Source organism: Guptibacillus hwajinpoensis, assembly GCF_005144865.1.
Lineage (GTDB): Bacteria > Bacillota > Bacilli > Bacillales > Guptibacillaceae > Guptibacillus > Guptibacillus hwajinpoensis_A.
This window is the reverse complement of sequence record NZ_SWFM01000001.1, coordinates 1,008,483-1,034,334: the sequence shown is the minus strand read 5'-3', so window position 1 is coordinate 1,034,334 and position 25,852 is coordinate 1,008,483. Positions and strand designations below refer to the sequence as shown.

At 41.5% G+C, this 25,852-nt stretch carries 26 protein-coding genes; 13 read left to right on the top strand and 13 right to left on the bottom strand.

Annotation, left to right across the window (positions count from 1 at the left end):
- Window positions 1-83 precede the first annotated feature (83 nt).
- The 4 genes from FBF83_RS05140 to FBF83_RS05125 form a co-directional block, all read right to left on the bottom strand.
- Complete coding sequence (locus tag FBF83_RS05140) at window positions 84-2,030, bottom strand: ABC transporter permease (RefSeq protein WP_136946033.1); 1,947 nt, start codon at window positions 2,028-2,030, stop codon at window positions 84-86.
- Complete coding sequence (locus FBF83_RS05135) at window positions 2,020-2,781, bottom strand: ABC transporter ATP-binding protein (protein WP_136946032.1); 762 nt, start codon at window positions 2,779-2,781, stop codon at window positions 2,020-2,022. Before FBF83_RS05135 ends, FBF83_RS05140 begins: the two co-directional genes overlap by 11 nt.
- A 102-nt stretch (window positions 2,782-2,883) precedes the next feature.
- The gene (locus tag FBF83_RS05130) at window positions 2,884-3,888 is read right to left on the bottom strand and encodes a sensor histidine kinase (RefSeq protein ID WP_136946031.1); all 1,005 of its coding nucleotides are present in this window, start codon (window positions 3,886-3,888) and stop codon (window positions 2,884-2,886) included.
- Window positions 3,885-4,568 (bottom strand): response regulator transcription factor, encoded by a 684-nt coding sequence (locus tag FBF83_RS05125; protein WP_136946030.1) that lies wholly within the window; start codon window positions 4,566-4,568, stop codon window positions 3,885-3,887. The genes FBF83_RS05130 and FBF83_RS05125 overlap by 4 nt, the downstream gene beginning before the upstream one ends.
- 800 nt (window positions 4,569-5,368) lie before the next feature.
- On the opposite strand from FBF83_RS05125, the gene FBF83_RS05120 reads away from it, so the two are divergent.
- Both FBF83_RS05120 and FBF83_RS05115 read left to right on the top strand, forming a co-directional pair.
- Window positions 5,369-5,851 carry a competence protein ComK gene (locus tag FBF83_RS05120; RefSeq protein WP_169525191.1) on the top strand — a complete coding sequence of 161 codons (483 nt, stop codon included), beginning with the start codon at window positions 5,369-5,371 and terminating at the stop codon, window positions 5,849-5,851.
- Window positions 5,852-5,940: 89 nt separating this feature from the next.
- Complete coding sequence (locus tag FBF83_RS05115; protein ID WP_136946028.1) at window positions 5,941-6,777, top strand: DUF2785 domain-containing protein; 837 nt, start codon at window positions 5,941-5,943, stop codon at window positions 6,775-6,777.
- A gap of 27 nt (window positions 6,778-6,804) precedes the next feature.
- Here the strand turns inward: FBF83_RS05115 and FBF83_RS05110 are convergent, their stop codons facing one another.
- From FBF83_RS05110 to FBF83_RS05100, 3 genes are all read right to left on the bottom strand, one after another.
- Window positions 6,805-6,981 (bottom strand): DUF4021 domain-containing protein, encoded by a 177-nt coding sequence (locus tag FBF83_RS05110; protein ID WP_236690322.1) that lies wholly within the window; start codon window positions 6,979-6,981, stop codon window positions 6,805-6,807.
- Between the two features lie 133 nt (window positions 6,982-7,114).
- A complete protein-coding gene (locus FBF83_RS05105) occupies window positions 7,115-8,296 on the bottom strand; it encodes an NAD(P)/FAD-dependent oxidoreductase (RefSeq protein ID WP_136946027.1) in 1,182 nt (393 codons plus the stop codon).
- Window positions 8,297-8,323: 27 nt separating this feature from the next.
- Entirely contained in the window at window positions 8,324-8,758 is a 435-nt protein-coding gene (locus FBF83_RS05100; RefSeq protein WP_136946026.1) for a DUF1641 domain-containing protein, read from the bottom strand.
- A gap of 395 nt (window positions 8,759-9,153) precedes the next feature.
- Here FBF83_RS05100 and FBF83_RS05095 point away from each other — a divergent pair, with 395 nt between their 5' ends.
- From FBF83_RS05095 to FBF83_RS05085, 3 genes are all read left to right on the top strand, one after another.
- Entirely contained in the window at window positions 9,154-11,553 is a 2,400-nt protein-coding gene (locus FBF83_RS05095) for a M14 family zinc carboxypeptidase (RefSeq protein ID WP_136946025.1), read from the top strand.
- A 190-nt stretch (window positions 11,554-11,743) separates the two neighbouring features.
- Entirely contained in the window at window positions 11,744-12,154 is a 411-nt protein-coding gene (locus FBF83_RS05090) for a DoxX family protein (protein WP_136946024.1), read from the top strand.
- A gap of 131 nt (window positions 12,155-12,285) precedes the next feature.
- A complete protein-coding gene (locus FBF83_RS05085; RefSeq protein ID WP_136946488.1) occupies window positions 12,286-14,160 on the top strand; it encodes a prenyltransferase/squalene oxidase repeat-containing protein in 1,875 nt (624 codons plus the stop codon).
- 60 nt (window positions 14,161-14,220) lie between these two features.
- Here the strand turns inward: FBF83_RS05085 and FBF83_RS05080 are convergent, their stop codons facing one another.
- A complete protein-coding gene (locus tag FBF83_RS05080; protein WP_136946023.1) occupies window positions 14,221-14,664 on the bottom strand; it encodes an ASCH domain-containing protein in 444 nt (147 codons plus the stop codon).
- 305 nt (window positions 14,665-14,969) lie between these two features.
- Here FBF83_RS05080 and FBF83_RS05075 point away from each other — a divergent pair, with 305 nt between their 5' ends.
- A complete protein-coding gene (locus tag FBF83_RS05075; protein WP_240687978.1) occupies window positions 14,970-15,743 on the top strand; it encodes a PAS domain S-box protein in 774 nt (257 codons plus the stop codon).
- A gap of 265 nt (window positions 15,744-16,008) precedes the next feature.
- On the top strand, window positions 16,009-16,134 hold the full coding sequence (locus FBF83_RS21255) for a hypothetical protein (protein WP_255435895.1): 126 nt from the start codon (window positions 16,009-16,011) through the stop codon (window positions 16,132-16,134).
- A 516-nt stretch (window positions 16,135-16,650) separates the two neighbouring features.
- Here FBF83_RS21255 and FBF83_RS05070 read toward each other — a convergent pair.
- From FBF83_RS05070 to FBF83_RS05055, 4 genes are read right to left on the bottom strand one after another with little or no spacing between them, the layout of a single operon-like run.
- Window positions 16,651-17,229 (bottom strand): DUF3794 domain-containing protein, encoded by a 579-nt coding sequence (locus FBF83_RS05070; RefSeq protein ID WP_169525190.1) that lies wholly within the window; start codon window positions 17,227-17,229, stop codon window positions 16,651-16,653.
- Window positions 17,229-17,849 (bottom strand): DUF3794 domain-containing protein, encoded by a 621-nt coding sequence (locus FBF83_RS05065; RefSeq protein WP_169525189.1) that lies wholly within the window; start codon window positions 17,847-17,849, stop codon window positions 17,229-17,231. Before FBF83_RS05065 ends, FBF83_RS05070 begins: the two co-directional genes overlap by 1 nt.
- A gap of 16 nt (window positions 17,850-17,865) precedes the next feature.
- Window positions 17,866-18,390, bottom strand: coding sequence for a DUF3794 domain-containing protein (locus FBF83_RS05060; RefSeq protein ID WP_136946019.1), 525 nt, complete (start codon window positions 18,388-18,390; stop codon window positions 17,866-17,868).
- Window positions 18,391-18,408: 18 nt separating this feature from the next.
- Window positions 18,409-19,689, bottom strand: a complete 1,281-nt coding sequence (locus FBF83_RS05055; RefSeq protein WP_136946018.1) for a collagen-like protein — start codon at window positions 19,687-19,689, stop codon at window positions 18,409-18,411.
- A gap of 449 nt (window positions 19,690-20,138) precedes the next feature.
- On the opposite strand from FBF83_RS05055, the gene FBF83_RS05050 reads away from it, so the two are divergent.
- Window positions 20,139-21,047, top strand: coding sequence for a DUF3794 domain-containing protein (locus tag FBF83_RS05050; RefSeq protein ID WP_136946017.1), 909 nt, complete (start codon window positions 20,139-20,141; stop codon window positions 21,045-21,047).
- Between the two features lie 352 nt (window positions 21,048-21,399).
- Here the strand turns inward: FBF83_RS05050 and FBF83_RS05045 are convergent, their stop codons facing one another.
- Window positions 21,400-21,486, bottom strand: a complete 87-nt coding sequence (locus FBF83_RS05045) for a YjcZ family sporulation protein (protein ID WP_136946487.1) — start codon at window positions 21,484-21,486, stop codon at window positions 21,400-21,402.
- A 282-nt stretch (window positions 21,487-21,768) separates the two neighbouring features.
- Between FBF83_RS05045 and FBF83_RS05040 the strand changes: the two genes are divergently transcribed.
- The 5 genes from FBF83_RS05040 to FBF83_RS05020 all read left to right on the top strand — a co-directional run bounded on the left by FBF83_RS05040 (window position 21,769) and on the right by FBF83_RS05020 (window position 25,729).
- The gene (locus FBF83_RS05040; RefSeq protein ID WP_136946016.1) at window positions 21,769-22,335 is read left to right on the top strand and encodes a sigma-70 family RNA polymerase sigma factor; all 567 of its coding nucleotides are present in this window, start codon (window positions 21,769-21,771) and stop codon (window positions 22,333-22,335) included.
- Window positions 22,332-22,760, top strand: coding sequence for a hypothetical protein (locus FBF83_RS05035; RefSeq protein WP_136946015.1), 429 nt, complete (start codon window positions 22,332-22,334; stop codon window positions 22,758-22,760). The genes FBF83_RS05040 and FBF83_RS05035 overlap by 4 nt, the downstream gene beginning before the upstream one ends.
- 15 nt (window positions 22,761-22,775) lie before the next feature.
- Window positions 22,776-23,840 (top strand): DUF6677 family protein, encoded by a 1,065-nt coding sequence (locus FBF83_RS05030; RefSeq protein ID WP_136946014.1) that lies wholly within the window; start codon window positions 22,776-22,778, stop codon window positions 23,838-23,840.
- 4 nt (window positions 23,841-23,844) lie between these two features.
- Complete coding sequence (locus tag FBF83_RS05025) at window positions 23,845-24,792, top strand: LiaF transmembrane domain-containing protein (protein WP_136946013.1); 948 nt, start codon at window positions 23,845-23,847, stop codon at window positions 24,790-24,792.
- Between the two features lie 289 nt (window positions 24,793-25,081).
- A complete protein-coding gene (locus tag FBF83_RS05020) occupies window positions 25,082-25,729 on the top strand; it encodes a pentapeptide repeat-containing protein (RefSeq protein WP_136946012.1) in 648 nt (215 codons plus the stop codon).
- Window positions 25,730-25,852: the final 123 nt, after the last annotated feature.

The following is a 25,852-nucleotide window of genomic DNA, read 5'->3' as shown; positions in this document are numbered from 1 at the left end:
TGTATGTATCTTGGTTAATAACTTGGCAAACTTCCTCGACAAATTCCAACAAAAACCGGGCGGTGACAGGCACCGCCCGGTTTTTATAATGCTTCACGAATCACTTTCTTATAGTAGACGATTGATAGTCCGCCAAAGATGGAATAGAGAATAGTATAGATACCCATGACAATGAGCATAGGAGTATAGAACTCTGTTCCGAAGAAGAACCAGCCAGAACGAACGGCGAAGTAGCCGTGCAGTAGACCAACGATAAGAGGGATGCCGAAGTTCACAAGCTGCTTGCCTCGAACGCCGCGAGAAAGATCTGCTTCGGTGAAACCTAGCTTTCGAAGCACCGTATAATTGGGGCGTTCTTCTTCACTTTCATTCATTTGTTTGAAGTATAGGATACAGCCAGACGTAATGAGGAATGTCAGGCCAAGGAAACCTACTATAAACATAACTAGTCCCATGTTTTCTTTCTGCTGTAGAAATGCTTCGTACTGAGAGCTTCTACCTTCGTCATCATTATACGAGAGTGACTGAAACAGATCAGTTGCTTCAGATAAATTCGAAGGATCCTCAAGGTTAAATCCAAAATACGTTAAAGGTTCATCTTGTACTTCTTCATCAATATCTTCTTGAAGAGAGGCAAAGGTAGTTTGGTCAACTACAACCGTAGGCAGTCCACCATCTGAGTAAGAATATGGCAAGATATAGTCATTTTCGAGTCCTAGATAATCTTGGTCAATCACTTTTTCTTTACCTTCAATTTGAATGAGACCTTCTTTGTCAAAACTGATTACGGATGCAAGAACTTTGCTGTAACCGGTAAAAATGGCTTCATCAGGAGCAGCATTCATTTCGTTAAGCGCTTGATCACTAATAATGGGTAAGACCATTTCGGAAGGATCAAATGCCGCGCCAGATTGTTGTTTAACAAGAATCTCTTTTGTTACGACATTTGCCTGAAGAACTTTAAACTCCTTTTGATAGAAATCAAAACCACTTTCTTTAAGCTCCTGTTCAAACTGCTTGGCATTTTGCTCATCAGCTAGTGAAAAGTGATCCGGAATGTTTTGTTTAGAAGTTTTTTCAGCTGAGTAATACGAAATATAACTTAAGGAAGAAAGTCCAATCGCAAGTGCTGAAACAGTCGTAATAATGGTTAACAAAAGCGAATTTGATTTCATCCGAAACATGATAGAGGACAGGGACATAACGTCATTAATGTTTAAATAGCCTTTTTTTCGTTTTCGAAGCAGGTTGGCTACGAATCGAATCGATCCTTTGTAGAAAAGGTAAGTCCCAAGAATTACAGCGCCAAGGATAAAGGCCATTGCAAAGAGGAGTTCATTCATAACTGAAAAATCCCCATCGAATAGCTTGCTAGATACATAGTAGCCTGCAATGATTAGCACTAAACCAAGCAATCCCATAATGATTTCAAGGATCGATATGTTTCTGATTTGCCCCTCTGTCTTAGATGTAGCTCGGAAAAGGGATAAAATGCTTTGTCCTTTGATGAAGATCCAGTTCGTTAGCATGATGACTCCAAAGATTACGAAGAAGACAATAACTGTTTGCAGTAACGCAGCTGCTGAAAAGTTCAGGCTTGCAACCTCTGTTATCCCAGTTGTCTTAAAAAGGACCATTTGAATCAACTTCGAAAAAGAAAAGCCTACGAAAATACCAATTAGCATCGAGCTAATATATATTATAAGATTTTCAATCGTGAGTACGCGGAAGATACGCCCCTTTGTCATGCCGATCAATTGAAAAAGTCCGATTTCTTTACCTCGACGCTTAATGAAAATGCTGTTGGCATAGACAAGGAACACCGTTACGATCACCACAAGCATAATGGCAGCTGTTCGAATCGCTGCTGCCATCTTCGCTGACGTCTCTACATTATCTACTCCAGGATCATACTGGAGAGTGACAAAGGAAAAATAGAGACCGACACTGAAAACGAGAGCGAAGACATAAAGGTAGTAGTTCTTCAAATTCTTTCTCATGTTCCTTAGAATCATCTGATTAATGCTCATACTGAACACCACCAAGTACGCCTTGTGTTTTCATGATGTCTTTTAAAAACGATTGGCGTGACTCCGTTCCTTTATTAAGCTGAGTATAGATACGTCCATCTTTAATGAAAATAACACGGCCACTGTAACTCGCTGCAACGGGATCATGTGTGACCATAGCAATGGTGGCCTTACGTCTCGCATTCAAATCGCTTAGCTTGTTAAGGAGATTAGAAGCCGATTTTGAATCAAGCGCTCCTGTAGGCTCGTCTGCGAAAATGATGCTTGGATTATGAATAAATGCACGTGCTGCGGATGTTCGTTGTTTTTGTCCTCCAGAAATTTCGTTTGGATATTTGTTCTGGATCTCATCTATTCCGAGTTCTTCGGCGAGTGAGTCGAATGCCATGATGGCTTCTTCCTTTGATACTTTCGCAATCGAGAGTGGTAGTAGAATGTTTTCTTTCACGGTTAATGTATCAAGAAGGTTGTATTCTTGGAAAATGAAGCCGAGGTGCCGTTTTCGAAATTCGGCAAGCTGTTTTTCCCTCTTCTTTGTCATTTCCTGTCCATCAATTTTAATGGATCCGCCACTAACACGATCGATCGATGATAGTACGTTTAGTAACGTGGTCTTTCCGGATCCTGACGCACCCATGATGCTGATAAACTCGCCTCGTTCAATCGAAACATCGATTCCCATCAGGACATCTTGTTTCATGAATTTATTCCCATAGCTTTTTTGAATTTTACTTGCCTCAAGTACGTTCATACCGTTCCCTCCATTGTGTTGGTGATAGTTTCATTATAGAGAGGGCGTTCAGACGTTTCCTGCGATTCGCCGAACAATAAAGCGGAGCAAGTGACATTGTTGTCACATGCCCCGTATATGCTCAAAATCATTTAGTTCAGGAAAAGTTAATGTAAAGGTTGTACCGTTACCGGGCTCAGACTCTACATCAATCAAAACCATAAGATAGTTTGCCACTCTTTTTGTTAGATAGAGTCCCATTCCTGTTGCGACTGCATCAGTATGGTTAGCAGTAGACGTGAAGCCTTTCTCAAAAATTCGTGATAGATCCCGTTTTTCAATCCCTCGTCCCCAGTCTTGGATGGTGAGAAAAGGTTTATTTCCATTCAAACCGCTTGTGATCCGAATATCATTGTTTTCACTGTATTTAACAGCATTCGTCAGCAGTTGTCGTAGCATAAAAGAAAGCCACTTGGCGTCGCTTAGTATCTCAGTTACACCCAAATCAAGATCAAAACCGATCCTCCGCTGTTTGCACCAAGTGCGAAGCGGAGAGATTTCATTGAATAGAATTTCCTTAAGATCAACAAAATCAATGTAAAGGTCATTTTCAATGGCTGGCATGCGCTTTTGATGGAGCTGCTGATCAAGCAGAAAGTGAATGCGAAGCCATTCGTATGTAAGCTGCTCGTTTAACTCACGATCCTGAACGCGATCGATTAGCAAATGAAGTGCAGTAAGTGGCGTTTTCACTTCATGAATCCAGGATACGAGGTCGTCCTTTTCCACTTCAAGCTGTTGTCTCATTCGATTGGTTTCTTCTTTAAGCTGTTCCATTTGATCCGTTGTAACGTGCTCAACCACTTTTTCAAAAGGGCTTGTGCCATCCGGCATACTCGTGAAATCAAAGTTGTTTTCTCGATCTTCAAGACCTTTATAGAATTTTGTTTCTTTCACATAACGTAGTAAAAGAAACAGTACGAACAGAATTAGGGATAAAAATACAGCATACATGGCAGAGGGAAGAGGGATAGTCGGATCAACAAATGTTATTAAAAGAAAGATGAATTCCGTGACAAGCACAAATCCGATCCAGCTACGACGTTCTTTCAGGAACCTCCGGATCATAGTTTCTCCAAAGCCATATAGCCCTGACCAACTTTTGTTTGAATTGCCTCACCAAGTGCGATTTCAGCAAGCTTTTTCCGAAGACGGTTTACGTTCACTGTTAAGGTGTTATCGCTAACAAAACGCTGGTCGTCCCAGAGACGATTGATAAGTTCATCCCGGGTGACAACTTTATTTTTTCGTTCAATTAACATCCCAAGAATGATGATTTCATTCTTCGTAAGTTCAATTGCGCCTATCTCATTCGTAACCCGGTTCCTTTCTCTATCAATTGTTGCATCCAGCCATGTTTTCAGCTCACTTGCCTCTGAACTGTAATGATAGACACGGCGAAGAATCGCTTGGATTTTGGCAATTAGTACGTCAAAATGAAACGGTTTTTGCACAAAATCGTCCGCCCCAAGGTTCATCGACATGACCATGTCAGTAGGATGATCACGTGAGGAGAGGAAGACGATCGGGACGTTTGAATGATCGCGAATCATTCTGCACCAGTGAAAGCCATCAAACTTTGGGAGTTGAATATCAATAATTGTGAGATCAGGTTTAACTAAGGCAAATTCTTGCATCACCTGACTAAAATCGCTTATGCCATAGACTTTGTATGACCAATGCTCAAGTCGATCCTTGATTTCTTGAAAGAGCGATATATCATCTTCAATCAATAGAATTTTAAACACCACGTTCACCACATTTCATTTCATTTCATTTTCTGTGAAAATTATAGCAAATATTGGTAAGGTTATGTAGGTTAAGTAAAGTGCTTTTGAGTAAATATATTTCTCATGCAATAGAATGTTTTTTTGATATGGGTTATTTCTTTTTGGAATACCTTTCCTTCTATGGAAGGTTGAAATCAGCTCAGCATTCTTTTCACTGTATCGTAATGTTTCTTGATAAAAAGTATTTTGAATCGATTTAGATAAGAAAGCTGCAAGCACTGATAACGCTGAAAGACATAGCGTAAACCTTGTGGTTACAATCCAAGCACGGGTTTGATTTGCACTGCCTTTTCCTGTATGAAATAATTTTAATGGATAAAAAATACATTATATTATACAACTTTTATACCGAAAATCAATAGCTCCTAACCCCTTCAGAATAGGAAATGAAAAAGAAAAATAAAGTGAGAAAATCATACTAAAAAAGTATTTATAAATTTCAAATAATTAACTATAATCAGAAGTAGGATGGAAATTACTAGTAGGATCTAACTGGATTGTGGGAGAAGGGGAAAAGGCCACTAGGTCATCCAGACTAGCAGAAAAGGAAGTTAATTGAAGGATAGGGTGGTGAATCGTTATTGAACGGCATAACTAAAAACCCCAGAATGTCTAGTCGTGGCAGACTCATTCTGGGGTCGTTGTTGGCATGGAAACCAACTTTACACTTAGTATACCGTTTTACGTGTGAAAGGGAAACCTTAAGGAAGGTAATAAGTGACAATTCATCTAACATTAGAGCGGAAGGGATACTAAGGATGAGAGAATATAATACTGAGATAATGGAAGATTACGAGATCAGCAAAACAACGAAGGCGATTGAGCTTGCGAAAGAGATTGGCTATAGCTCTCGGATCTATGATCGTAATGGCATCTATTTATCGTCGAAAACGCCGGTTGAATTGATTCGGATTGCATGTCTTGAGGCAGGTATGACATATGAAGGTCGGAGAAAAGCTGTTATCTATCATTTACGGTATGAGCAGCAAACGCCGATTATTGTCTCGAATTGGGACTCGATTTCGGTTTTTCCAACAGAGTCCCCAGAGCGTTTGGATTGCTGTTGGATTTTCTATCAGCATGTGAAAGAGATGACGGCGCTTTCGAAGAGTTCATCGAAGATCCTTTTTCTAGATGGATTTGAATTGGTGGTTCCTGTGTCTCTAGGACGACTGCAGAAGCAGATGGAGCGGATGGGACGATGGATTAGTCACTATTCGAACAATCCGGTTTATTGTTGATGAGTTAGGGAAGGGGTCAGGCATGTGTCTGACCCCTTGCTTATTATTTGTTAAACTATGGAAGAGGTGCTTTTCGAGGAGGAGAGGTTATGGAACTTAAAACGGAATTGAAGCAGTTGAACTTTGAATACCCTGATCAAGTGAAACAAGTTGATTTGGATCTTCTGTTGGAGAGCATGCTGAATGAGATCGGGTCCACGGATCCAGAGCTCAGGGATGAACTTATTTTTGGAACGTTTGCAGAGCTTGTGATGAAGGATTATTTAACAGTGGAGCAGATGAATTTTGTTATGACGGCTTGTTTGGATAATCAACACGTATTCTATAGGATTGGTGAAAAGGGGACGGATGCTGTTTTCACGCGTTCATTCTCAATTCTGGTTGTTGCGCTTCTATTAGAGAAGGATCGAGAGGTTTCTTTTCTATCAGATGGTGAAGCAACCAAAGCCATTGATCGTTGTGTTCGGTATTTGCAGGAAGAGCAGGATATAAGAGGGTATGTAGAAGAGAAGGGCTGGGCGCATAGCATTGCACATGGTGCTGATGCGTTTGCTGAAGCAATTAAGCATAGGAATTTCGGTGAAGAGCGGGTTGCTCAGTGTTTAGAGACGATTCACCTTTGTTTGTTTAAAGAAGGTGTGTATGTCGATGATGAGGATGAGCGGCTTTTGTTAGCGTTGGAAGCGCTTCTTGACCGGGGTGTCAGTGATGCTGTTCTAGTATCGTGGATTGTTGGGATTGAGGACGAGCTTGAGTTGCTCTTTAATAACGAAGGGTATAGTGTGCCGTTCTTTCATACGAAAGGAAATGTCATGCATTTCTTGAAGAGCTGTTATTTCCGACTATTGTTTCGGGACTGCTGTGTGGAAACGAGAGGGACAGTCGAGAACGTGGTGAAGAAATGGACGAAGAAATTCTATGGATAAGGCATAGCTTGGTGCTATGCCTATTAATTATTGTTTCCGTTTAGGATTGGAATCGGGCAGTCGATCTTCCTGCTCCGTTTCTAACATCCCGTATTCACCATTCATAGCCTGTTCGTCTTGATCAACGCCGAGGTCGTATTCATTTACATACGATTTCTTCATCATCGTTGGTTGATTAGCGAACTTTTTCTTATTCAATTTCATATCAATCACCCCTACTCGTTATGGTGGCTCAAAGCGGGATTATTATACGCAATTGATGAAAGAGCGAAGATTCGACAAATAGCTACATAAAGCGGGTGGTGACAGGCACCACCCGCTTTTTCTGATTCAGCTCTTAATAAGCTAGAGCGAAGAGACCTTTAATATGAGAGAGGTAACGAACACTACTTGCTTCTTTCATAACGGAAGCTGGTAGCCCTTTAAGAGATGTTGCGTTCTCACCGATTGATGCCACAGCGTCTTTACGGCCAAGGCTTGCAAGTGTACCTGAGTTAACAGGAGTAAAGTCTTGATAGTCCTTGTTCTTAAGGTAAGCAAAGAGGTTATAACCAACTAGCTCACCCATCTGCCAAGCGATTTGAGCGGTTGGTGGTTGTGGACGCTCATCACCTGGTTTGAAGTAAACGGCGCTATCACCTACAACGAAGACATCTTCATGAGAAGTGGATTGAAGGTAGTTGTTCACTGTTGCACGGCCACGGTTCACTTCGATACCGGATTCAGCAACCAATGGATTACCTTGTACGCCACCTGTCCATACGAACGTGTTTGCTACGATTTTCTGGCCGTCTTTAAGCTCAATAACGTTGCCATCTACGTTTGTAACAGGAAGATCTGTTAAGAATGTTACGCCACGTTTCTCAAGGCTTGTCATTGCACGGTTAATCAATTCATCCGGAAGCATAGGAAGGATTTTCGGCATTGCTTCAACAAGCATTAACTTGATCTTATCGCGGTCAACGCCGTATTTGCGTGTCATCTTCGGTAGTTCATCAGCCAGTTCACCGACAAGTTCCGTACCTGTAAGACCGCCACCGCCGATTAGGATCGTTGCGTCTGCTTCGTCTCCTGTTTCAGCGAATCTCTTGATGCATTCTTCTACATGCGTACGGATTTTGTTTGCATCTTCAGCTGACTTCAATACCATGCTGTGCTCTTCAAGTCCAGGGATACCGAAGTAAGCTGTTTTACTACCTAGTGCAACAACAAGTGCATCGTAAGAAAGAGTTGAGCCGTCTCCGAGCTTCACTTCTTTGTTGTCAACAGAGAATGAATCAACGGTAGCGATTTTGAGGTTAATGTCATACCCTTTTAACAACTTTTCTAATGGAAGGGCAGCAGCTTCTTCTGTGATGTTTCCTGCTGCAAGACGATGCAGTTCTGTAATGATTTGGTGTGTTGGTGTTTTGTTAATCAATGTAACGTTTGCTTCTGATTCACCTAAGTATTGACGTACGGATAAAGCAGCAAGAAGCCCACCATAACCTCCGCCTAGGATAACGATTTGTTTTGACATGATGTTTCCTCCATTCTTAGCTGCTACTTATGATTTTTGGTCGTTGCGTTCGCCAGAAACTTTCAGGTAAGCATTCACAAATCTGAAAAGCTTCTGTGCTTGTGGGTCTTTGAGCATTTTCATAAGACCGAAAATACCGATAGTTTCTGAGCTTTTCTCAGCGATATCCTTCGCTTCGATGGCATTTGCTGCAACATCTTTAGCAGTAGATTTCACCGGATGAATAAGCTCTGAAAGGAATTCCGTTGTATCACTCATTAATACATCGTCTGTTGCGATTGAATGAACAGTGTCATATGACTTTGAAAGCATATTCACTAATTCTGTTACTTTCGGAAGTTCCGTCACAAGTGCGTTTAACGATTCCTGAACTTGTGGGTCTAAGAGCTGATCGAGTAACTCGCGCTGCTCTTGGGTTACTTCACGCTGTGCCCCTGTTTCTTTCGTTGTTGATTCTGACATAACCACTACTCCTTCTTGTAAGCAAATTCGCTTATTTATCGTGTTGATCGAATAACGATAGTAAGGTATTTTCATGCATAATGTGAGGGTAAAGAACTCACATCTCTATGCACAATCTAAGCTAAAAGCAAATCTGATTATTCACCTATTTTAGTGTCTACCATTGAGTAATCTTCAATACCTACACAATAGATTAAGTTATCCGAAAGGGAATTTCAATGTATTGTATTTGCTTAACCGCTTACATTGAAAAAAAGAAAAAGGAGGGGGTCAGACAGGGGTCTGACCCCCTCCAAAAGACCTACATCCAATCAGTATGAATGACATATACAAAATATTGAATAAGAGTTATAAAATAGAAGTTAGACTATTTAGTTAATTAGAGGAGGAATGGGATGAAGAAGCAGTTAATCGCTGGGCTTGTTACGCTCGGTCTCTTTGCGGCACCGATGGCAGGTTCTGCAGAGTCGAACTGGAAGAATGTGAATTGGAACGAAACATTACAGGAGGAAAGTGGAAGTCCTTTTAATAGTGAGAACTATAACTTTGTGAACTATTCAGAAGTGGACGAAAAGCTCAAGGAAATTGAGAAGAACAGCAATCGGATAACGGTGGAAACGCCTGCTCAATCATCCGATGGCCATGATCTTTATGTTGTCACAGTTTCTGATCCTGATGCAAAGGGGAAGTATGGGTATCAGAAAGCATTAAGAAAGAAGATGTTTAAGAATCCAGAGAAAGCAGAGAAATTCATTGAAAAGCACCCTGATTTCAAAGTGCCTGTGATGATTAATGGATCGATCCATGGGACTGAATTTGTCGGTTCTGATGCCGTACTTCAACTCATCGAACGCTTTGCTACAGCGGATGATGCCAAGACAAAGGAGCTACTTGAGAATCACATTCTTATTTTTAACGTTGTAGCAAACCCGGATGGTCGCATCGGTGCAACACGGTTTAACTCGAACGGACTTGATTTGAACCGCGATTTCATTACGCAGTCCCAGGTTGAAACAAAGCATACAGTAAACTTGATTAAAGAATGGAATCCAATGGTTTTTCTTGATTTACATGGATATGTAAAAGCGTACGGTGGTAAAGATCACCCTGGCTTAATCGAGCCATGTACGCCACCTCATAATCCGAACTATGAATACGATCTATACTCAAAGTGGGCAATGGATCAGGCTGAGTCAATGGAAGGAAATATTGTTGATCACCGAAATGAGTATGACAACACGAACACAGAAACATCAAAAGTCAACTATCAAACGATGACAGGTACATACATACCGCAGCGGGATGATGAAGCAGGCTGGGATGACTATCCACCGATTTTCACACCAATGTATGCCATGTACCACGGGGCATATGGGTACACCCTTGAAGCTCCAACAAATGATTGGGACGGAGTAAAGTGGCATTATGATGCTGTCATGGGTGCACTTGAATTCTCGAATGACAATAAAGAAGCGATGATTAAGGATCAGATCGAAGTGTTTAAGCGTGGCATCCAGTTCGATCACCCTCATCATACAGAAGGCTTTTTCCCGAAAGCCTACATACTACCTGTTGATGAAAAGGATCCTACTGCTACAGAAAAAGCCGTAGAGCACTTAATGTTCAATGATATCAAGGTGTCAGCAGCGAAAAAGGCATTCACGTTCGATGGTAAAACGTATCCAGAAGGTACTTACATCGTGGATATGAGTCAGGCGAAAGCAGGACTTGCTAACACGATGCTGTGGGACGGAGAAGATATAACAGACATTACTCCGGCCATGTACGATATTTCTGCGTGGAACCTTCCTGAACTTTGGGGCTTTGAAGCGATTGAAGTTGAAGCCGATCGTTCTTTTGATGTGAAAACAACTGATGTAAAAAAAGGTGCAACGGATGGTGAACTAGCAGGCGCTGGCCCTTACGTTATTCCAAATTCATCAGTTAAAGCGGTGAATCTGGTGAACACGCTAATCAAGAATGGATATGACGTACAGCGTGGAGAAGATGGGCAGTTTCAGGTTGATGCAGACGCTACTTCAGACTTGAAGAAGCTTGTAAAAGAATCAGGTATTGAGGTTGTTACAGGTTCTCTTGATGAAGGAAAGAAGCTTACTTCACAAAAAGTGACAATTCTAAAAGATGGTGGGATTTACAAAGCGCAATCGCACGCTGGTACACGCTTAGCACTTGAGCGATTAGGTTTCGATGTGAATGAGATTACACCTCGTGAGCTTGCGGAGAATGGACTTGGCGATACAGATGTTTTCTTCTATAGTGGAACGTCGCGTTTAATCTCTTATAAGAATATAGAAGCGAATGCGCCATTTGGTTTGGAGAATGAAAGCCAATATAATGCGTTCAAGCAACAGATTGCTTCTTATGTTGAAGATGGAGGAAAGTATGTAGCAATAGGTGCGGGCGCATCCGATGTTACGAAAAAGCTTGGGCTAACGGATGTGACGGTTAACAAAGGCTACTCTAACAGCAATGGAATTGTGAAAGTGGATTATGGCAATAACCTTTTAACATCAGGGTATGGAGCGAATGATTACGGCTTTGTATATCAGCCAGTCTGGTACGACAATGTTGAAGGGCTAGATGTACATGCTACTTTCGATAATGGAGATTTCTTTGTGGCTGGTCACTGGGAAAATCGCGATGCTGCAGAGGGTCAGCCTGTTATTGTGAAAGAGCGCGATCAGGATGTTACGTTAATCGGAATTGAAGCAGGATTCCGAGATCATACGGATTACTTGTTTAGACTGCTTTCGAATGCTGTTTTTGGTGACTAAAGAGAGTTGATGCTTAACAAGCAGGCTTGCACATTGTAAATCAATTTGCAGGTCTGCTTTATTGTTATAGGAGTAATGTGTACCCATTTCTTCTTCATGGACACTGTTTGTAATCTTCCTTACTTCTTAATTAGGTGTTTATTACTATAATTAATGCATACTCACAAAATAGAAAGGAGCTGTTGTTAAGATGAATCAGAAGGCAGTAGGTTATGGACTCCTTATTGCACGAGTTGTTCTTGGTATTATTATGCTTGCTCATGGTATTCAGAAATGGATGGGAATCGAAGGGGTAGTCGGAATGTTTCAGGACATGATTGGATTGCCTGGATTTCTTGCTTATATCATAGCGGCAATTGAACTTATTGGAGGACTTGCTTTAATTGTAGGTCTCAAAGTGAGGATCGCATCGATCCTTATTGGAATCATTATGATCGGCGCGATTGTAATTGTAAAAATTCCTATGGTTGGATTTTTCGGAAATGGTCAAATGGCTGGTTGGGAATATGATCTTTCTTTACTTGCTCTAGCCGTCCTGCTTAGTCTAAGTGGAAGTGATCTATTTTCAATTGATGGCATGAAAACGTCTGAAACGAACTAATAGGTTAGTTTTGAACCGAGCACAGCACATTGCTGAGCTCGGTTTATTTTTTTGTTAGTTGCCGTTATGGAGACCAGGTCCTGCAGCTCATGGTTTCTTCCTTTCTTGAATGGTTCCCATTACCTAAGAATATGTATAGAAATGAGGCATTCTATCGGAAAGGGTTGATTGAAGTGAGGGCAAAAGTGGAATCAGAAATCAACCAGATCGTGCGAACGTTAAAGAAGGATCAGTTACCTGGTGGGGACTGGGACTATCCATTTGAGACAGGAATTACAACGGATGCTTATATGATTATTTTATTAAGAATGATGAAAATCCACGATGAAGAGTTAATTCGTTCCCTTGTTGAACGAATTTTAAGTAAGCGAGATTCGGCTGGACTATGGAAGTTATTTCCTGATGAAGAGGAAGCGAATTTCAACGTGACGCTGGATGCATACTACGCCCTTCTTTCTTCGGGATATAAATCGAAAAATGATGCCGATATGAGGATCGTAAAGAGGTATATTCTTTCCAATGGAGGACTTGCAAACGCAGGAATGTTTTCGACGATATTGCTAGCGATTACCGGGCAAGTCCCCTGGCCTAGAGACTATCCTTTCACACTCGAACTCATAGTACAGCCTTTATCCACACCGCTGAACATGTATGATATTTCGGTGTTTGGTCGTTCAAATTTGATTCCGATCTTAATTCTGGCAGACAAAAAATTCAGTCTGAGGGACACAGGTGGACCTGATTTATCTGATCTTATTGTCGAACCAGTTTCAGATAGAACTGAAGATGAAAATGCGACAACCTACTCAGGACAGCCGAGGTATAACAAACTCTTTGCGTTAAAAAAGGCAGAGCAATACATGCTGGATCGAATTGAACCGGATGGAACGTTTCTAAGTTATTTTAGTTCAACCTTTCTAATGATTTTTGCACTAATGGCGCTTGGTTATTCGAAAAAGCATCCCGTCATTACAAAGGCAATTCAAGGGCTTCAATCGATGCAGGTTAAGATTGATGGACTAACACATATGCAATATACGACGGCTAATGTATGGAATACAACGCTTATTAGTTACGCGATGCAAGCAGCGGGGGTTCTTCCTTCAATTGAACCGATTCAAAAAGCGAATCACTACTTGCTTGAGAAGCAGCAGCTTTTATATGGAGACTGGGTGGTGCATAATCCGGATACACTTCCAGGTGGATGGGGATTCTCGAACATTAACACGATCAATCCAGATGTTGATGACACAACGGCTGCACTAAGAGCGATTAAGCATCTCGCGAAAAGGAATCCAGACTATCGGGGTGCATGGGATCGCGGGAGTACGTGGGTGATGTCGATGCAGAACAGTGACGGTGGGTGGCCGGCTTTTGAGAGAGGCATCGATAACAAACTATTGAGCGCACTTCCACTTCAAGGCGCAGAATATTTATTGCTCGATCCTTCAAGTGCGGATCTCACAGGGCGAACGCTTGAATTCTTCGGAACGTTTACGAAATTAAATAAGAACCACCCGAGTGTAAAAGCGGGAATTAACTGGTTAGTGAACAATCAGAAGGAGGATGGGTCCTGGTATGGACGCTGGGGCATTTGCTATATATATGGAACGTGGTCGGCGCTGACTGGGATGAGAGCTGTTCGATCGATGGAGCAGGCAACAATTCAGAAAGCAGTAAATTGGTTGAAAAGCATTCAAAACGATGACGGTGGATGGGGAGAGTCTTGCAAAAGTGACATCGAGCGAAAGTATGTGCCACTTGGCGCAAGTACCCTCACACACACGGCCTGGGCAGTCGATGCTCTCATTGCATGTGCGGATGAACGCCTACCAGAAATCGAACGAGGCATTGAATTTCTATTAGAAAACGGCGAAAGAGACGACTGGACGACTAACTATCCAAAAGGACAGGGGATGGCGGGGGGCTTCTACATCCATTACCACAGCTACCGGTATATTTGGCCGCTGCTTGCGTTGGGTCATTATCGAAGGAAGTTTGGTTGAGAGGAGGATGGGGAGGGGGTCAGGTACGTACCTGACCCCCTTTAGGGATAACATCACCCTTCATTTCACATCAATCAATTCAAACCGTTCACACACAACCAACAGATCATCCGAAAACTCCCGTCCAACTTCCTTTAATTCAGATGTGAAGAACGCTTCATGAACATTCCACCAGTACTCATAACTGCGATCGCCTTCGCCTTCAGCCGCTGCGAATTCCTCTGTTACTTCATTCATTGGGAGAATGGATATTTCGACTGTTTTAATGATCGCTACCGGCTCGTTCTGGCTGTTTAGGATAACGCTATAATCTTGAGTTGTAGGTAACGGTTCTGATTCTAACTCGTAAAAAATGTACGCTGAGCACGTAGCTGTTTTGATTCCATTCCTTACTAGGTTAGCGAGCTGATCTGGGGCATCACCGAATTGCCAGGCTGTGACAGATTGGGGTTTTTCTCTTTCCCTCCAGTAGTGATCCCAGTAGTTTTGTGCTGCTTCAATCATCTCAAAAACCTCCGTTTGTAAAGTTAATCAATTCCATTAATCAAGCATCCTACCAATTATTTCAAACGAATAGTGATACTTCAATTCTTTTCTTTGTTTAGTGGTTTAAAGCGGTGGGGGTCAGGTACGTACCTGACCCCCCTACGAAAGATTGATAGTAAAAAGGAATTAACCATTTTTTGTAGAATTTTAAGGTAATGTAGCTTGTTCTGGTAAATAAGTCTGAGTTTATACAAATTTTTCCTTATGGCCGGTGAGAGGTACTCTATCAATTATAACTAACGATGAGAAGGGTGAGTGGTGGAGTGGAACAGCTTAAGGGTGATGAGCAAATATCCGTGATTCAAAAAGAAGCTATGTATCAGCAGATTGTTGAATATTCATTTGAGACGACCGTTATTCATTCCAAACAGAAGGTCCTGTATATAAACCAGGCGGGTGCGGATTTTTTAAGAGCAACGAAAGAGAACATTATTGGAGCCAATATCGTTGATCTTTTTACTGATGAATACAAGGATTTTATCGTGGAACGGATAAGAAAGAACGAGGAAGAAAATATTGTCGGTGAGCTCATTGAAACGACGATCTATCGGATGGATGGAACACTTGTCGAGGTAGAGCTGTATTGTCATCCTGTTTATTTCGGTGAAACAAAAGCGATACAGTCAATTGTTCGGGATATTACGCCTCGAAAAGAAGCGCAGCGTAAGTTAAGACAGGTCATTGATGAAGTATCCATTCCACTTGTACCCGTTTTAGATGGCATAGCGGTTCTCCCGCTCGTTGGGGTGATGGATCAATGCCGAAGCGATCAAGTGCTTGATCGTCTACCAAAGAAAATTCAGGGGCGCGGTTTAACTCATTTGATTATAGATCTTTCAGGTATCTTCAATTTCGATGAAGTGGTCGCTCAGTTCCTCTTCAAAATTAACGCGATTGTGAGCTTGCTTGGAATTACGTTAATTTATACAGGATTCAGACCTGAATTAGCTCAAAAGGCTGTTCAGACAGGCATTGAAATTTCGTCGGTAAAGACGATGACGAATGTGAAAATGGCGTTACAGATGTTAATGGAATAGGGTTTAGGTAGTGGGGTTAAGTTCGTACCTACCCCACTATTTTACGTAAATAGATTTTTAATAAGGAGAGAGAAGAGGGGTCTGGCGCATGCCAGACCCCTCTTACTATTTACTAGATATTATCATTAATTTGCCATAATACGGCTGTTCATCCACACCGTTTAATTCAATATTCATAAACTATTGAAAAGGGAGGTGGTTGATTTGTGTAGCAAGTGCAAGAAGAGTTCTTATAACCATAAGAAATATTCAAAGTGTTATAAGCATGAACACGATTACGATTACGATCATTCTTATGATAAAGACAAGCATCATTGTTATTCTCATTGTTGTTGCAAGAAATATGTTTGCAAGCCAGTTTACAAGGTCGAGTATTGTTGCTGTGAGGTAAAGAAATATAAATGTTGTAGGGATTATTAGAGCTTAGCTCTTAGGACCGTTTCCTGAAAGCAACATGGAAATATCTTTAAAATAGTATGTTTGTGGGAATGCATCTGTGTTGCGTTTTTGTATTTTAAAATGTGACAAGCTATTCTCTCTTAAAGGTCTACAAATGTAGGCCTTTTATATTTTTCTTTTGGCACTTTTCTAAGAGATTGTTGCTTTTAGGAGAATTTTTATATAAAAAACCACACTTAGCTAATTGGAGTGGAAGGAGGCTCATCGCCCGCCCAGCGGAAAGCGAGCATCCTGGAGCGGAAATTAACCCACGCTTATAGCAACAAGATATACGAAAAGAGCCTTCTCTTTAATGAAATGGGAGAAACTTCTTTAAGCAATGGATGTAGAAACTATGTAATAGAGAAAAATAAGTGAGTGGGGTCAGGTACGTACCTGACCCCACTCTATGTGACCCCACTCTATGTAAAAAGAAACACGACGTGTAAGCGTGTTTCTTCTTTGTGAATTATGGTGTTGGTGGCGGTGGTACTGGCGGGCAAAACGGTGGTTCTTTTGTCGCTTTTAGGAATAGTGTAACGTTCTTGAAGATTTCTCGGTCGTTAATCGCTTTAACAAAAACGTCTTCAACACAAGTCTCTACACAGAAACGATCTTCTTCAGTAGTATCTCCTGGTAGGATGATAAAAGCTGAGAAAGGTACAGTAAAGTGTGCGGAGTGAACAGACTGAACAGCATTCCAAGCTGTATAAACGACTTTCTGTTTAACTACGCCTTCAATTACAAGCTTCCAACCTGTTAGTTTTGTTCCTTCTGCATTCTCTTCAGTACTTATTGGAGTTCGAATGACGCGTTTCGAAAGAATTTTTACCTGAACAAAGACTTTGTCAATTGTTTCGATGTCTGGTTTTTGAGGTGGGATGTGAAGTACTTCAGGTATTGAGACTTCAGTCCAGTTACGATCATCTGTATCTAGTCCTTCAAATGTAATTGTTGATGGATCACACAATCCTACAATTTGAATGGCACTCGGGCAGCCGTTTGGCTGGCAGGAACAGCGTGTATGGTTATTGCAACCGCAGCTCATTATTGACCTCCTCCTTGTGGTGGACATACAAGTGGTGTCGCTTTAATAAAGAGTGTAACGTTTTTAAAGATTTGTCGCTCCGTGGTACGGCTAATGAAGATATCTTCAATACACGTATCAATTTTATATTGGGTTGTGAGCGGGGTGCCAACAGGCAGAATAATGAATGCAGAGAATGGAACGTCGAAGTGAGCGCTATGGACAGATTGATCTTCTGTGCATGCTGTGTAGATCACTTTTTGACGAAGAATTCCTTCTACGACTAGTTTGCGTCCTGTTAAATATGTTCCCTCTTCGTTTTCGATAGGTACGACAGTTGTAGGATCTCCAGGAGTTGTTTCATAATAAGGCGTACGAATAACCCGCTGAGAAATGATTTTAACACGTGCATTTACGGACATTAGTTCTTCAATGTCTGGTTTTTGAGACGGTACACACAATACTTCAGGAACGAAAATTTGCGTCCACGTGTCATTTCCATCTGCCAAAAGTGCTGCTTTTTTGGCGCTTGAGCATTCTCCAGTTGTAATGATTAATGGCTGATCATCACAAGAAGAGTGTGGCGATTCTACATAATTTCCAGTAACTGTACAATTTACTTGACCTAAGTTGGCTTTCATCATTTCACTCTCCTAATCAATGTTGGTCTTCCGGGCATCCAACTGCCGGAGCTTCTACTGCTTGAAGCAGTACGGTTACATTTTTGAAAATAGTACGATTTGTGAAATCCTCTACAAAAACGTCTTCTACACAACTGTTAACTTGAAAGTTTTGTGTTAAAGGTGTATCTTCCCCGATAACAATAAACGCTGAGAAAGGTACAGCAAATTGAGCTGAGTGAACAGATTGCTCATCAACATCAGCAGTATAAGAAATCGTCTGGCATAGTTCGCCTTCCACGATTAATTTTCTACCTGTTACAAGTTTGCCTTCCTGATTCGGTGTCCCATCTGAGTTAGGTGTTTCAATCACCTTTTGGCGTACAATCCTTACTGCAATATTTATAGAATTTAACTGTTCAATATCAAATTTTTGTTCTGGTAGAATGAGTGTTTCCTGGACAGATAGCTGTGTCCAGTATTTCCCTGGGCCAGTTAAATCGAATGCGTCTACATCACATAGACCACTTACCATAATGTCTTCTTGTTCAAAATAACTCACTTTTTAACCTCCTTTTTTTTATGCGAAAATAACATCGTCGATATACCAAACTCCGCCGATTGTTGCAGCAGGTGATGGGTTTGTTTCTTCAGCAACAAAAACGATCGTTGCTTGTGTTGTGCCATCAGGTACTGGGGAATCACAGCTCTGGACTGTACGGTAGGATTCAAAATCGTAATTTTGAACCTGTTCTTCGTCTGTTACTGGAGGGTCTGGATTTACAATAATTTGATTAGGTACCCCTGGTGGGTTACATATTTTCATTGCCGCACCACTTAGGTCCATTCCACAAATATCCTGGACATCCGCTGTTCTATCTCCCCAGAAAACATATGCAGTCGTGGTTAAACTAGGTGGGGTAACATTGCCGTTAAGGCGATCGAATCTAGCTCCCCAGAAGTTTAATTCATAGAAGCAATCAGGATCTACAGTTACTACTTGTGCAAGTACAGCCTTCTCCCATTCAATTCCATTAAAAGTAGGTCTTAGGCAAGCTGAGTTTTTACCACTGTGTGCCATGTAAAAAAGGTTACTGGCAGGATCAAACTCAGTAGTATCTTTAGAGTCTGAAACTAGACACTGAACCGTCCAATCACTTGAAATTTTAGGTTCAAAACCGCCATTTTTAATTAAGTCACAGCGAGGACAGCTAATTCCTCGAGGTCCTTGTGGTCCCGTGGGTCCTGTAGGTCCTTCTGGCCCCGCAGGTCCTGGAGGCCCCGGAGGTCCTGGAACTGGACAGCAACAATCGTTACATCCTCCTGAGTCTTTACATTCGCAACACCCTGGAGGTCCTGGAGGTCCCGGAATTCCTTGAGGTCCGGCTGGTCCAGCTGGTCCAGCACACCCCGCAGGTCCCTGGTCACCTTTATCCCCTTTAGGTCCTACTGGTCCTTGAAGCCCCTGTGGTCCTGGAGGGCCCATACATCCACTGTCACCTTTTGGCCCTTGTGGTCCGCTTGGTCCTAGAGGTCCTTGATCCCCTTTAGGTCCTTGAACACCCATTGGCCCTGAATGCCCCTGCGGGCCAGGGTATCCTGGATATCCAACTGGTCCTGATGGCCCCATTGATCCTCCGTCACCTTTAGGTCCCTGAGCTCCTGCGTCACCTCTCGGTCCTGGATAACCAGGATATCCAGGTGCTCCAGGAGGTCCGTAGCATCCACTATCGCCTCTTGGACCTGGATCCCCTTTAGGACCCTGAGAGGCATAATAGGAAGACTGTTGACTATTGTGAGATTCTTCATATATTGATCGCTTTTTACGAGGACGATCGTTAAAATTCTTATAGCCTGTCATGATTTACCTCCTTTTCTTACAATAGACTATGGAAATAGAGATAAGTGTGAATAGACAAATGAACTAGTTTATTGAAAATGCTTTAGATGTCCACACTTCCCATTTCAAGTATTCATATTCTAATCCAAAGGGAGGTGTTCTTTATGTGTAGTAGATGTCACAAGTCGAAATCGTGCTTCTCCTATAAGGAAAAATGCTGTACCAAATACTATAAGCGGGATTATTGTTGCCACGATAGGTATTACGAGAAGAAGTGTTGTCATCGCTCCTGCTGTAGATGCGAATGCGTTCGCGTATGTAAAGTGAAATGTTGTTGCTACGACTATGAGCCATGTCACTATACGAAGTGCAAATATGAGCGAACCTTATTGTAATCACTGCAAATCAATCTCTGCATACAGTGTAACTAGCATAATAGATAAATGGTTAGCTAGAGGGGGGATAAAAGAATGAATGATTGGTTTTACAATATTCACGGGGTAACGCCAAATCATATGTACCCAGAAGTAACATCGAGGTGTGACGTAGTAACGATTTGCGAAACAGATCTATTGACGATCCCTTGTGCTAAGCCAGACTTAGAAGAGGTACTGGACATCTTTGTAACGATCCATAAAAAGGATATTAAATTAATAAAAAAGCGATCGGGATGCAAATGGGTCATCCATGCAATAAAAAACATTAAAATCATGTATGAAGCAAATACACCTTGTCAATCGGTTCACACAGCTCATTTTTCTATTCCGTTTTGCATAGTGGTAGAGGCGGAAACTGATTGTGCGGACTTTTTTATAGCAGTAGAGGATATTCATCTAACGGAGCATAGTTGCAGATCGTTCTACGTTTCTGTGGTGATTTGCGCAATTGAGTTTCCAGGAAAATTCCACATTGAAAAACATGAAGAGCATTTCCATTCGCGTCGTAAAAAATATGAAGATTACGGTCACCATTATGAAGAATATCGCCATCGGAAACATGATGATGAATGTGAGTGTGATTCTCATGATGATCATCATGAGAATCACAAGAGACACAAGCATGAACGTGAATGTGGCTGCGATGATCATGAGAAGCACAAGCATGAAAGGGAATGTGGTTGTGATCATAATGAAGAACACAAGAATGAACTTGAATTTAAATTTGATTATGATGATCATGAAGAGTGCGATCAATACTCAGGTGGTAAAGATAAATTCATTCGCTATTCTGCACGGGACAAAAAATCAAAGCCTTGCAAAAGTCTTTTTGAGATAGATGACCATTCGAGACATTACAAGCAGAACTATTCTTCTTGGGTGGAGAATGAAATCAGGGATGCAAAGCGAAGAAGAAGGAAGAGATACTCACGGTTAGGATAGAAACAAGTAGAAGGAGAGTTCTCTATGAACCTCTTAACTGGTTTCTAGAAGTGGTTATTGTATAGTATGAAGGGACACTGGTTTCCATTGCGTTTCACTTGAATCCAAATCGGTTTCATCTATGTATCATTGTCCCTTTCAATTAGGTGAACAGTTCAGGCTTTTGCACTTTGTGTCGAATGCGTGTAAATGTTTCACCAAACTTAGAATGTGGGCAAGCCCTGAGTTAGATCATAAAAGCGGAAAATACTTAAAGAGCACACCTCTTATATTGAAGAGGTGCTTTTTTTGTTTATAGGTCTTTTGAAGGGGGTCAGGTACGAACCTGACCCCCTTGCTTTGGTCATTGATATTAGCAGTTTACAAAAGCAACGCCAACAATGATCAATAGAATAAACAACACAACAATTAGAGCGAAGCTGTTATTGTATCCAGACATAGTTATCACTCCTGTTTTTCAAGTTAAGAGGTAATCTATCACTCTCTTTAATAGAATATGCAATAGAATAAAAGGGGTGAGGACAAGTAGTGAAAATGGTCTTTAGTGGTTTAATGTATTGGGGGTCAGGTACGTACCTGACCCCTCTTTTGACCCCTCTTTTTGTGTAAAATAGAAATGGTAGATTAATGGTTATTTTAGAAGTCGATCAAAAAAATACATTTATTTTGAGAAAAAGTGTAGGGGTTTCTTTGTTTTGTTCGTCTATATAGGTAACGTCGCATGAAAGGGGGGGAGAGGTTGGAAGAGTCATTGATTCATCGAGCGAAGAATGGCAATGAACAGGCGTTTCGGCTGCTGATTGAAACGTATAAAGAATTTGTGTTTAAGAGCGTTTACGGAGTACTTCGTAACCAGAAGGATGCGGAGGATGCCTCCCAGGAAGTCTGGATTAAGATCTATACCTCTCTCCCTAGCTATGAAGGACAGGGATTCAAAACGTGGATCTCACGAATTGCCGTTCGACACGCGATTGATTGTAAAAGGAAGAAAGCGAGACGAAGTGAGGAGCTAGTTGATGAGTTTGCGATCAGCATAGACACCGACACTCCAAAGAATTATCTCGTGGAACGAAGCGTACTTCAAAAGGAGCAAAAGCAGCTCGTTTTAAAGAGTCTTGAACAGGCACCGGCTGCCTACCGTGATGTCATCGAAGGTTACTACATAAAAGAAAAAACGTATCAACAGTTAGCAGAAGAACATAACGTTCAGGTGAAAACGATTGAAATGAAGCTGTACCGAGCGCGATTGTGGATTAGAAAGCATTGGAAGGAGGAGGATTTTCAATGAATCATTACACGTTGGAAGAGTGGATGCGATATGCACGAGATGAGCTGGATGTTGAAGAACAAACAGAATACGAGAACCATCTCGATCATTGTGAGCACTGCCTTACTCTCTATATGAATGCGATTGAGTGTATAGAAGAAGAGCTACCTGAGATTGAAAATCCTTCACTCTATACCGATGAACTTATGAAACAAATTCCGTTTGAACCTGTCGAAGCTATTCCAGTTAAAAAGAAATGGTATGAGAATCGAGCATTTCACTATGTACTAGCTGCTGCGATGACATTCCTTCTTATGACGACAGGTGTCTTCTCGCAGCTGACAACAGTACCGAAAGAATTCGAACAGAATCAGCGTTCTTCTTTTACGGAAGACGTATTAAATAAAACGACGAGCTTGATTGATCGTGTGGAAGAACAGAAATAGAGGAGGTACAAGAACATGGTAAAAAATAAAAACCCGATTATCGCATTTTTGCTAGCGTTTCTGCCGGGAGTTGGATTGATGTATTTAGGTAAGGTTGGAAGAGGAGTGTTGTTCTCTCTTACGATTATTGGGTCCATTCCCTTTGGATATGTATTAAACCGCGCGTTATGGATGCCAGAAGCTTTTGTTCTGTCAATTGGTGCTGGATTTTTACTCTATGTGGTAAGCATTATCCACACAGCGTTGACCGCATCCAAAAGTGTACAACAGAGCGAGGAGCAGACCGCGCCGTTAAGCTCAGAACGCTTCTATACAATTATTCTATCGATGGTGCCAGGACTCGGTCATTTCCAACTTGGATTAATGAACCGAGGCGTGACATTTCTAGCATCATTTCTTGGTGTCGCAGCGATGATTCTGTTCGTCACCTTCATCACAGGAACCGGCGGATTTGTTGTGTTTCTTATTATTCTTCCGGTGATTTGGGTATACAATTTCTTTGATACGATGCAGTTGTTGAACAAGAAAGAGGCGGGAGAAGACTTGAAAGATCGCTCGATTCTTGAAGATTTTGAAGATCATCATCAAGGTGGTAAAAAAAGTGTTGTGCTTGCAACGCTGTTATCAATGTTCCCGGGCGCTGGGCATCTCTATCTCGGGTACCAGCGCAGAGGCGTGCAATTAATGGCGGCGTTTCTCTTCTCAATCTATATATTGGACGCCCTTCGTCTTGGCATCTTTCTTTTTCTAGTTCCGATCATCTGGTTCTTTAGCTTCTTCGATGGCTTGCAGCGCGCAACCCGTCATAACAAAGAACCAATGGAAGATGAACCGATTGTCTCCTATTTCGTCAATCACCAGAAGTGGATTGGGATTGCACTTATCTTCATCGGGATCTATTACCCGATTACGAATATTGTCTTACCGGCATTAGCGCCATATGTGAATGATTATTTTCAGGTCAATCTATATAACCTCGGTCAGTACATGCAAACGGGAATTGTTTGTGCCCTACTAATTATCGGAGGCGTTAAGCTTCTTGGTGGAAGCAAAAAGAAAGCGAATATGGGGGAGGAATAGCGTCATGAGAACATGGAGAGTAGGAACGATTTCAATGGGAGCAAGTCTCCTGTTTCTAGGTGTGATGTTATTGCTTTCACAAGTTTTTAAGTGGGACACCGCTTACGTGTTCATTAGCTGGTGGCCGGTGTTGCTAATTGTTTTGGGTGTCGAAACGCTTCTTTACTTCGTGCAATCTCGTACGGAAAAGCCTTATTTAAAATTCGATTTCCTTAGTATTATCTTTGTTGGAATCATTGGAACGGTTGGAATCGGTTTTACGGTCTTTCAAGCAAGCGGTTTACTTGATCATGTAGGTTCATATCTAGATGGCGAAGTGAAAACAACAAGTCTTCCAGCGTATAACCAGGCTGTTGGGGACGATATTAAAAGAATCCTTGTTAATACAGGGAATCAGCCAGTCACGATTGAAAGTTCTTCTGATAAAGAAGTAAGTGTGTTTGGAACGTATCGAGCTCAGGAGATAAACGATGAGTCTCTTCTCGCAAATTTTGAAGAGTACCTTTTTACAAAGGTGAAGGGTGATACACTTTATGTCACCTTTCAGGATCTCCCTGAACGACAAGGCTTGGTGACGCGCCAAAGCACGATGCAGGCTACACTCGTTGTGCCATCAACCACTGAACTTGAAGTTATTAGTTCTTACGGCGGGTTAACGCTTAAACCAAGAACGCTTGTGAGCTCATGGGACGTCTCGAATGCTTCAGAAGTCTCGATCAATCTCTCGAGAGACGAAAACCTGACCGTTAATTTAGAACATGTGGAGTATATTAACGGTGAAGAATCTGAATGGGATTATTCGGAAAATGCTTCTGGGGAAATTCCAAAGAGCAGTGGCGATGAAGTAATGGGGCTTGAGCCAAATCAGTCTGCCACGTTATCTGTTGGAGATGGAGATCACCTCGTCTCGATTTCGAATGCGTCTTCTGTTAATGCTTCGATTAAAGAATAGGAAACTTGGAAAACCACGCTCTTAAGGGAAGAGAGCGTGGTTTTTTGTTTTCTCGCGGATATAATGAAGATTTCGCGGATAAAAGAAGTGAAATCGCGGATAAAACAAAAATATCGCGGATATATCAGGATTTTCGCGGATATCCATTCGGGAGCATGCGTTTTGCTTAATTAAGCAATAGGTTCTTTTTGAAAGGTACACATTTGATTGAGAAAAAACAGTCTTACTCAATAAACTTCAATATGGTATCTTTCTTAGTATCAAAATGAATGTTATGAAAGGTGTTTGTATGGCGACAAAAATAAAGCTAGAGCAACCAAAAATCCCGTCGGTTCTAGAAGAGGGATCGTTTCGTGATATTTATCGTGATGAGGATCTACAGTTAATGAATTGCATGATTACCGGTGAACGGCTAGATAACGAGGAGCTTGACCAAATTATTTTATCAAAAGTCGTCTTTAAAAATGTGACATTTACGAATGCTGCGTTTCCTCGGATTGATATGGTGGACGTGATCTTCGATAATTGCAATCTCTCCAATGTGAGTTTTCAGGAAGGACTTATTCACCGGGTGGCATTTAAAGATTGCAAATTAATGGGCGCTGACTTCTCGGAAGCGAATTTAGGGAATGTATCATTCATTAGTTGCATGGGGAATTTAAGTAGCTTTACTGATGCGCGTTTTAAGCAAGTGCAATTTGATCACACATCGTTACATGGAGCGAATTATCATAATAGCAAGTTCACGAAAGTCATCTTTTCCGATTGTGATCTTAATGATGTTCATTTCGTTCAAACGTCACTAAATGGTGTAGACATCAGCACATGTACTTTTGAACGCCTTCATGTTGATTTCGAGTGCCTAGAAGGGTGTAGCGTTTCTCCTGATCAGGCGATTGGATTTGCGAAGTTGTTAGGATTAAAGGTAGTAGAATAGGAAAACAGGGGAGTAGAGATGGGGCTACCCTGTTTTCTTATTTTCGGGAAGAGGCAACATTCTTTATATATTTCCCATTAAACCTCTTAGATTCGGGAATAATCCCTAAGAGGTGCAAGATAG

Coding starts and splice junctions, on each gene's coding strand:
- FBF83_RS05135 (WP_136946032.1), bottom strand. CDS start 2,781: ATGAACGTACTTGAGGCAAGTAAAATTCAAAAAAGCTATGGGAATAAA.
- FBF83_RS05030 (WP_136946014.1), top strand. CDS start 22,776: ATGGTAAAAAATAAAAACCCGATTATCGCATTTTTGCTAGCGTTTCTG.
- FBF83_RS05025 (WP_136946013.1), top strand. CDS start 23,845: ATGAGAACATGGAGAGTAGGAACGATTTCAATGGGAGCAAGTCTCCTG.
- FBF83_RS05080 (WP_136946023.1), bottom strand. CDS start 14,664: ATGATTGAAGCAGCACAAAACTACTGGGATCACTACTGGAGGGAAAGA.
- FBF83_RS05100 (WP_136946026.1), bottom strand. CDS start 8,758: ATGTCAGAATCAACAACGAAAGAAACAGGGGCACAGCGTGAAGTAACC.
- FBF83_RS05120 (WP_169525191.1), top strand. CDS start 5,369: ATGAGAGAATATAATACTGAGATAATGGAAGATTACGAGATCAGCAAA.
- FBF83_RS05065 (WP_169525189.1), bottom strand. CDS start 17,849: ATGAAAGCCAACTTAGGTCAAGTAAATTGTACAGTTACTGGAAATTAT.
- FBF83_RS05035 (WP_136946015.1), top strand. CDS start 22,332: ATGAATCATTACACGTTGGAAGAGTGGATGCGATATGCACGAGATGAG.
- FBF83_RS05105 (WP_136946027.1), bottom strand. CDS start 8,296: ATGTCAAAACAAATCGTTATCCTAGGCGGAGGTTATGGTGGGCTTCTT.
- FBF83_RS21255 (WP_255435895.1), top strand. CDS start 16,009: ATGAACACGATTACGATTACGATCATTCTTATGATAAAGACAAGCATC.
- FBF83_RS05055 (WP_136946018.1), bottom strand. CDS start 19,689: ATGACAGGCTATAAGAATTTTAACGATCGTCCTCGTAAAAAGCGATCA.
- FBF83_RS05045 (WP_136946487.1), bottom strand. CDS start 21,486: ATGTCTGGATACAATAACAGCTTCGCTCTAATTGTTGTGTTGTTTATT.
- FBF83_RS05040 (WP_136946016.1), top strand. CDS start 21,769: ATGAAAGGGGGGGAGAGGTTGGAAGAGTCATTGATTCATCGAGCGAAG.
- FBF83_RS05095 (WP_136946025.1), top strand. CDS start 9,154: ATGAAGAAGCAGTTAATCGCTGGGCTTGTTACGCTCGGTCTCTTTGCG.
- FBF83_RS05115 (WP_136946028.1), top strand. CDS start 5,941: ATGGAACTTAAAACGGAATTGAAGCAGTTGAACTTTGAATACCCTGAT.
- FBF83_RS05110 (WP_236690322.1), bottom strand. CDS start 6,981: ATGAAATTGAATAAGAAAAAGTTCGCTAATCAACCAACGATGATGAAG.
- FBF83_RS05085 (WP_136946488.1), top strand. CDS start 12,286: ATGTATAGAAATGAGGCATTCTATCGGAAAGGGTTGATTGAAGTGAGG.
- FBF83_RS05090 (WP_136946024.1), top strand. CDS start 11,744: ATGAATCAGAAGGCAGTAGGTTATGGACTCCTTATTGCACGAGTTGTT.
- FBF83_RS05050 (WP_136946017.1), top strand. CDS start 20,139: ATGAATGATTGGTTTTACAATATTCACGGGGTAACGCCAAATCATATG.
- FBF83_RS05070 (WP_169525190.1), bottom strand. CDS start 17,229: ATGAGCTGCGGTTGCAATAACCATACACGCTGTTCCTGCCAGCCAAAC.
- FBF83_RS05140 (WP_136946033.1), bottom strand. CDS start 2,030: ATGAGCATTAATCAGATGATTCTAAGGAACATGAGAAAGAATTTGAAG.
- FBF83_RS05020 (WP_136946012.1), top strand. CDS start 25,082: ATGGCGACAAAAATAAAGCTAGAGCAACCAAAAATCCCGTCGGTTCTA.
- FBF83_RS05130 (WP_136946031.1), bottom strand. CDS start 3,888: ATGATCCGGAGGTTCCTGAAAGAACGTCGTAGCTGGATCGGATTTGTG.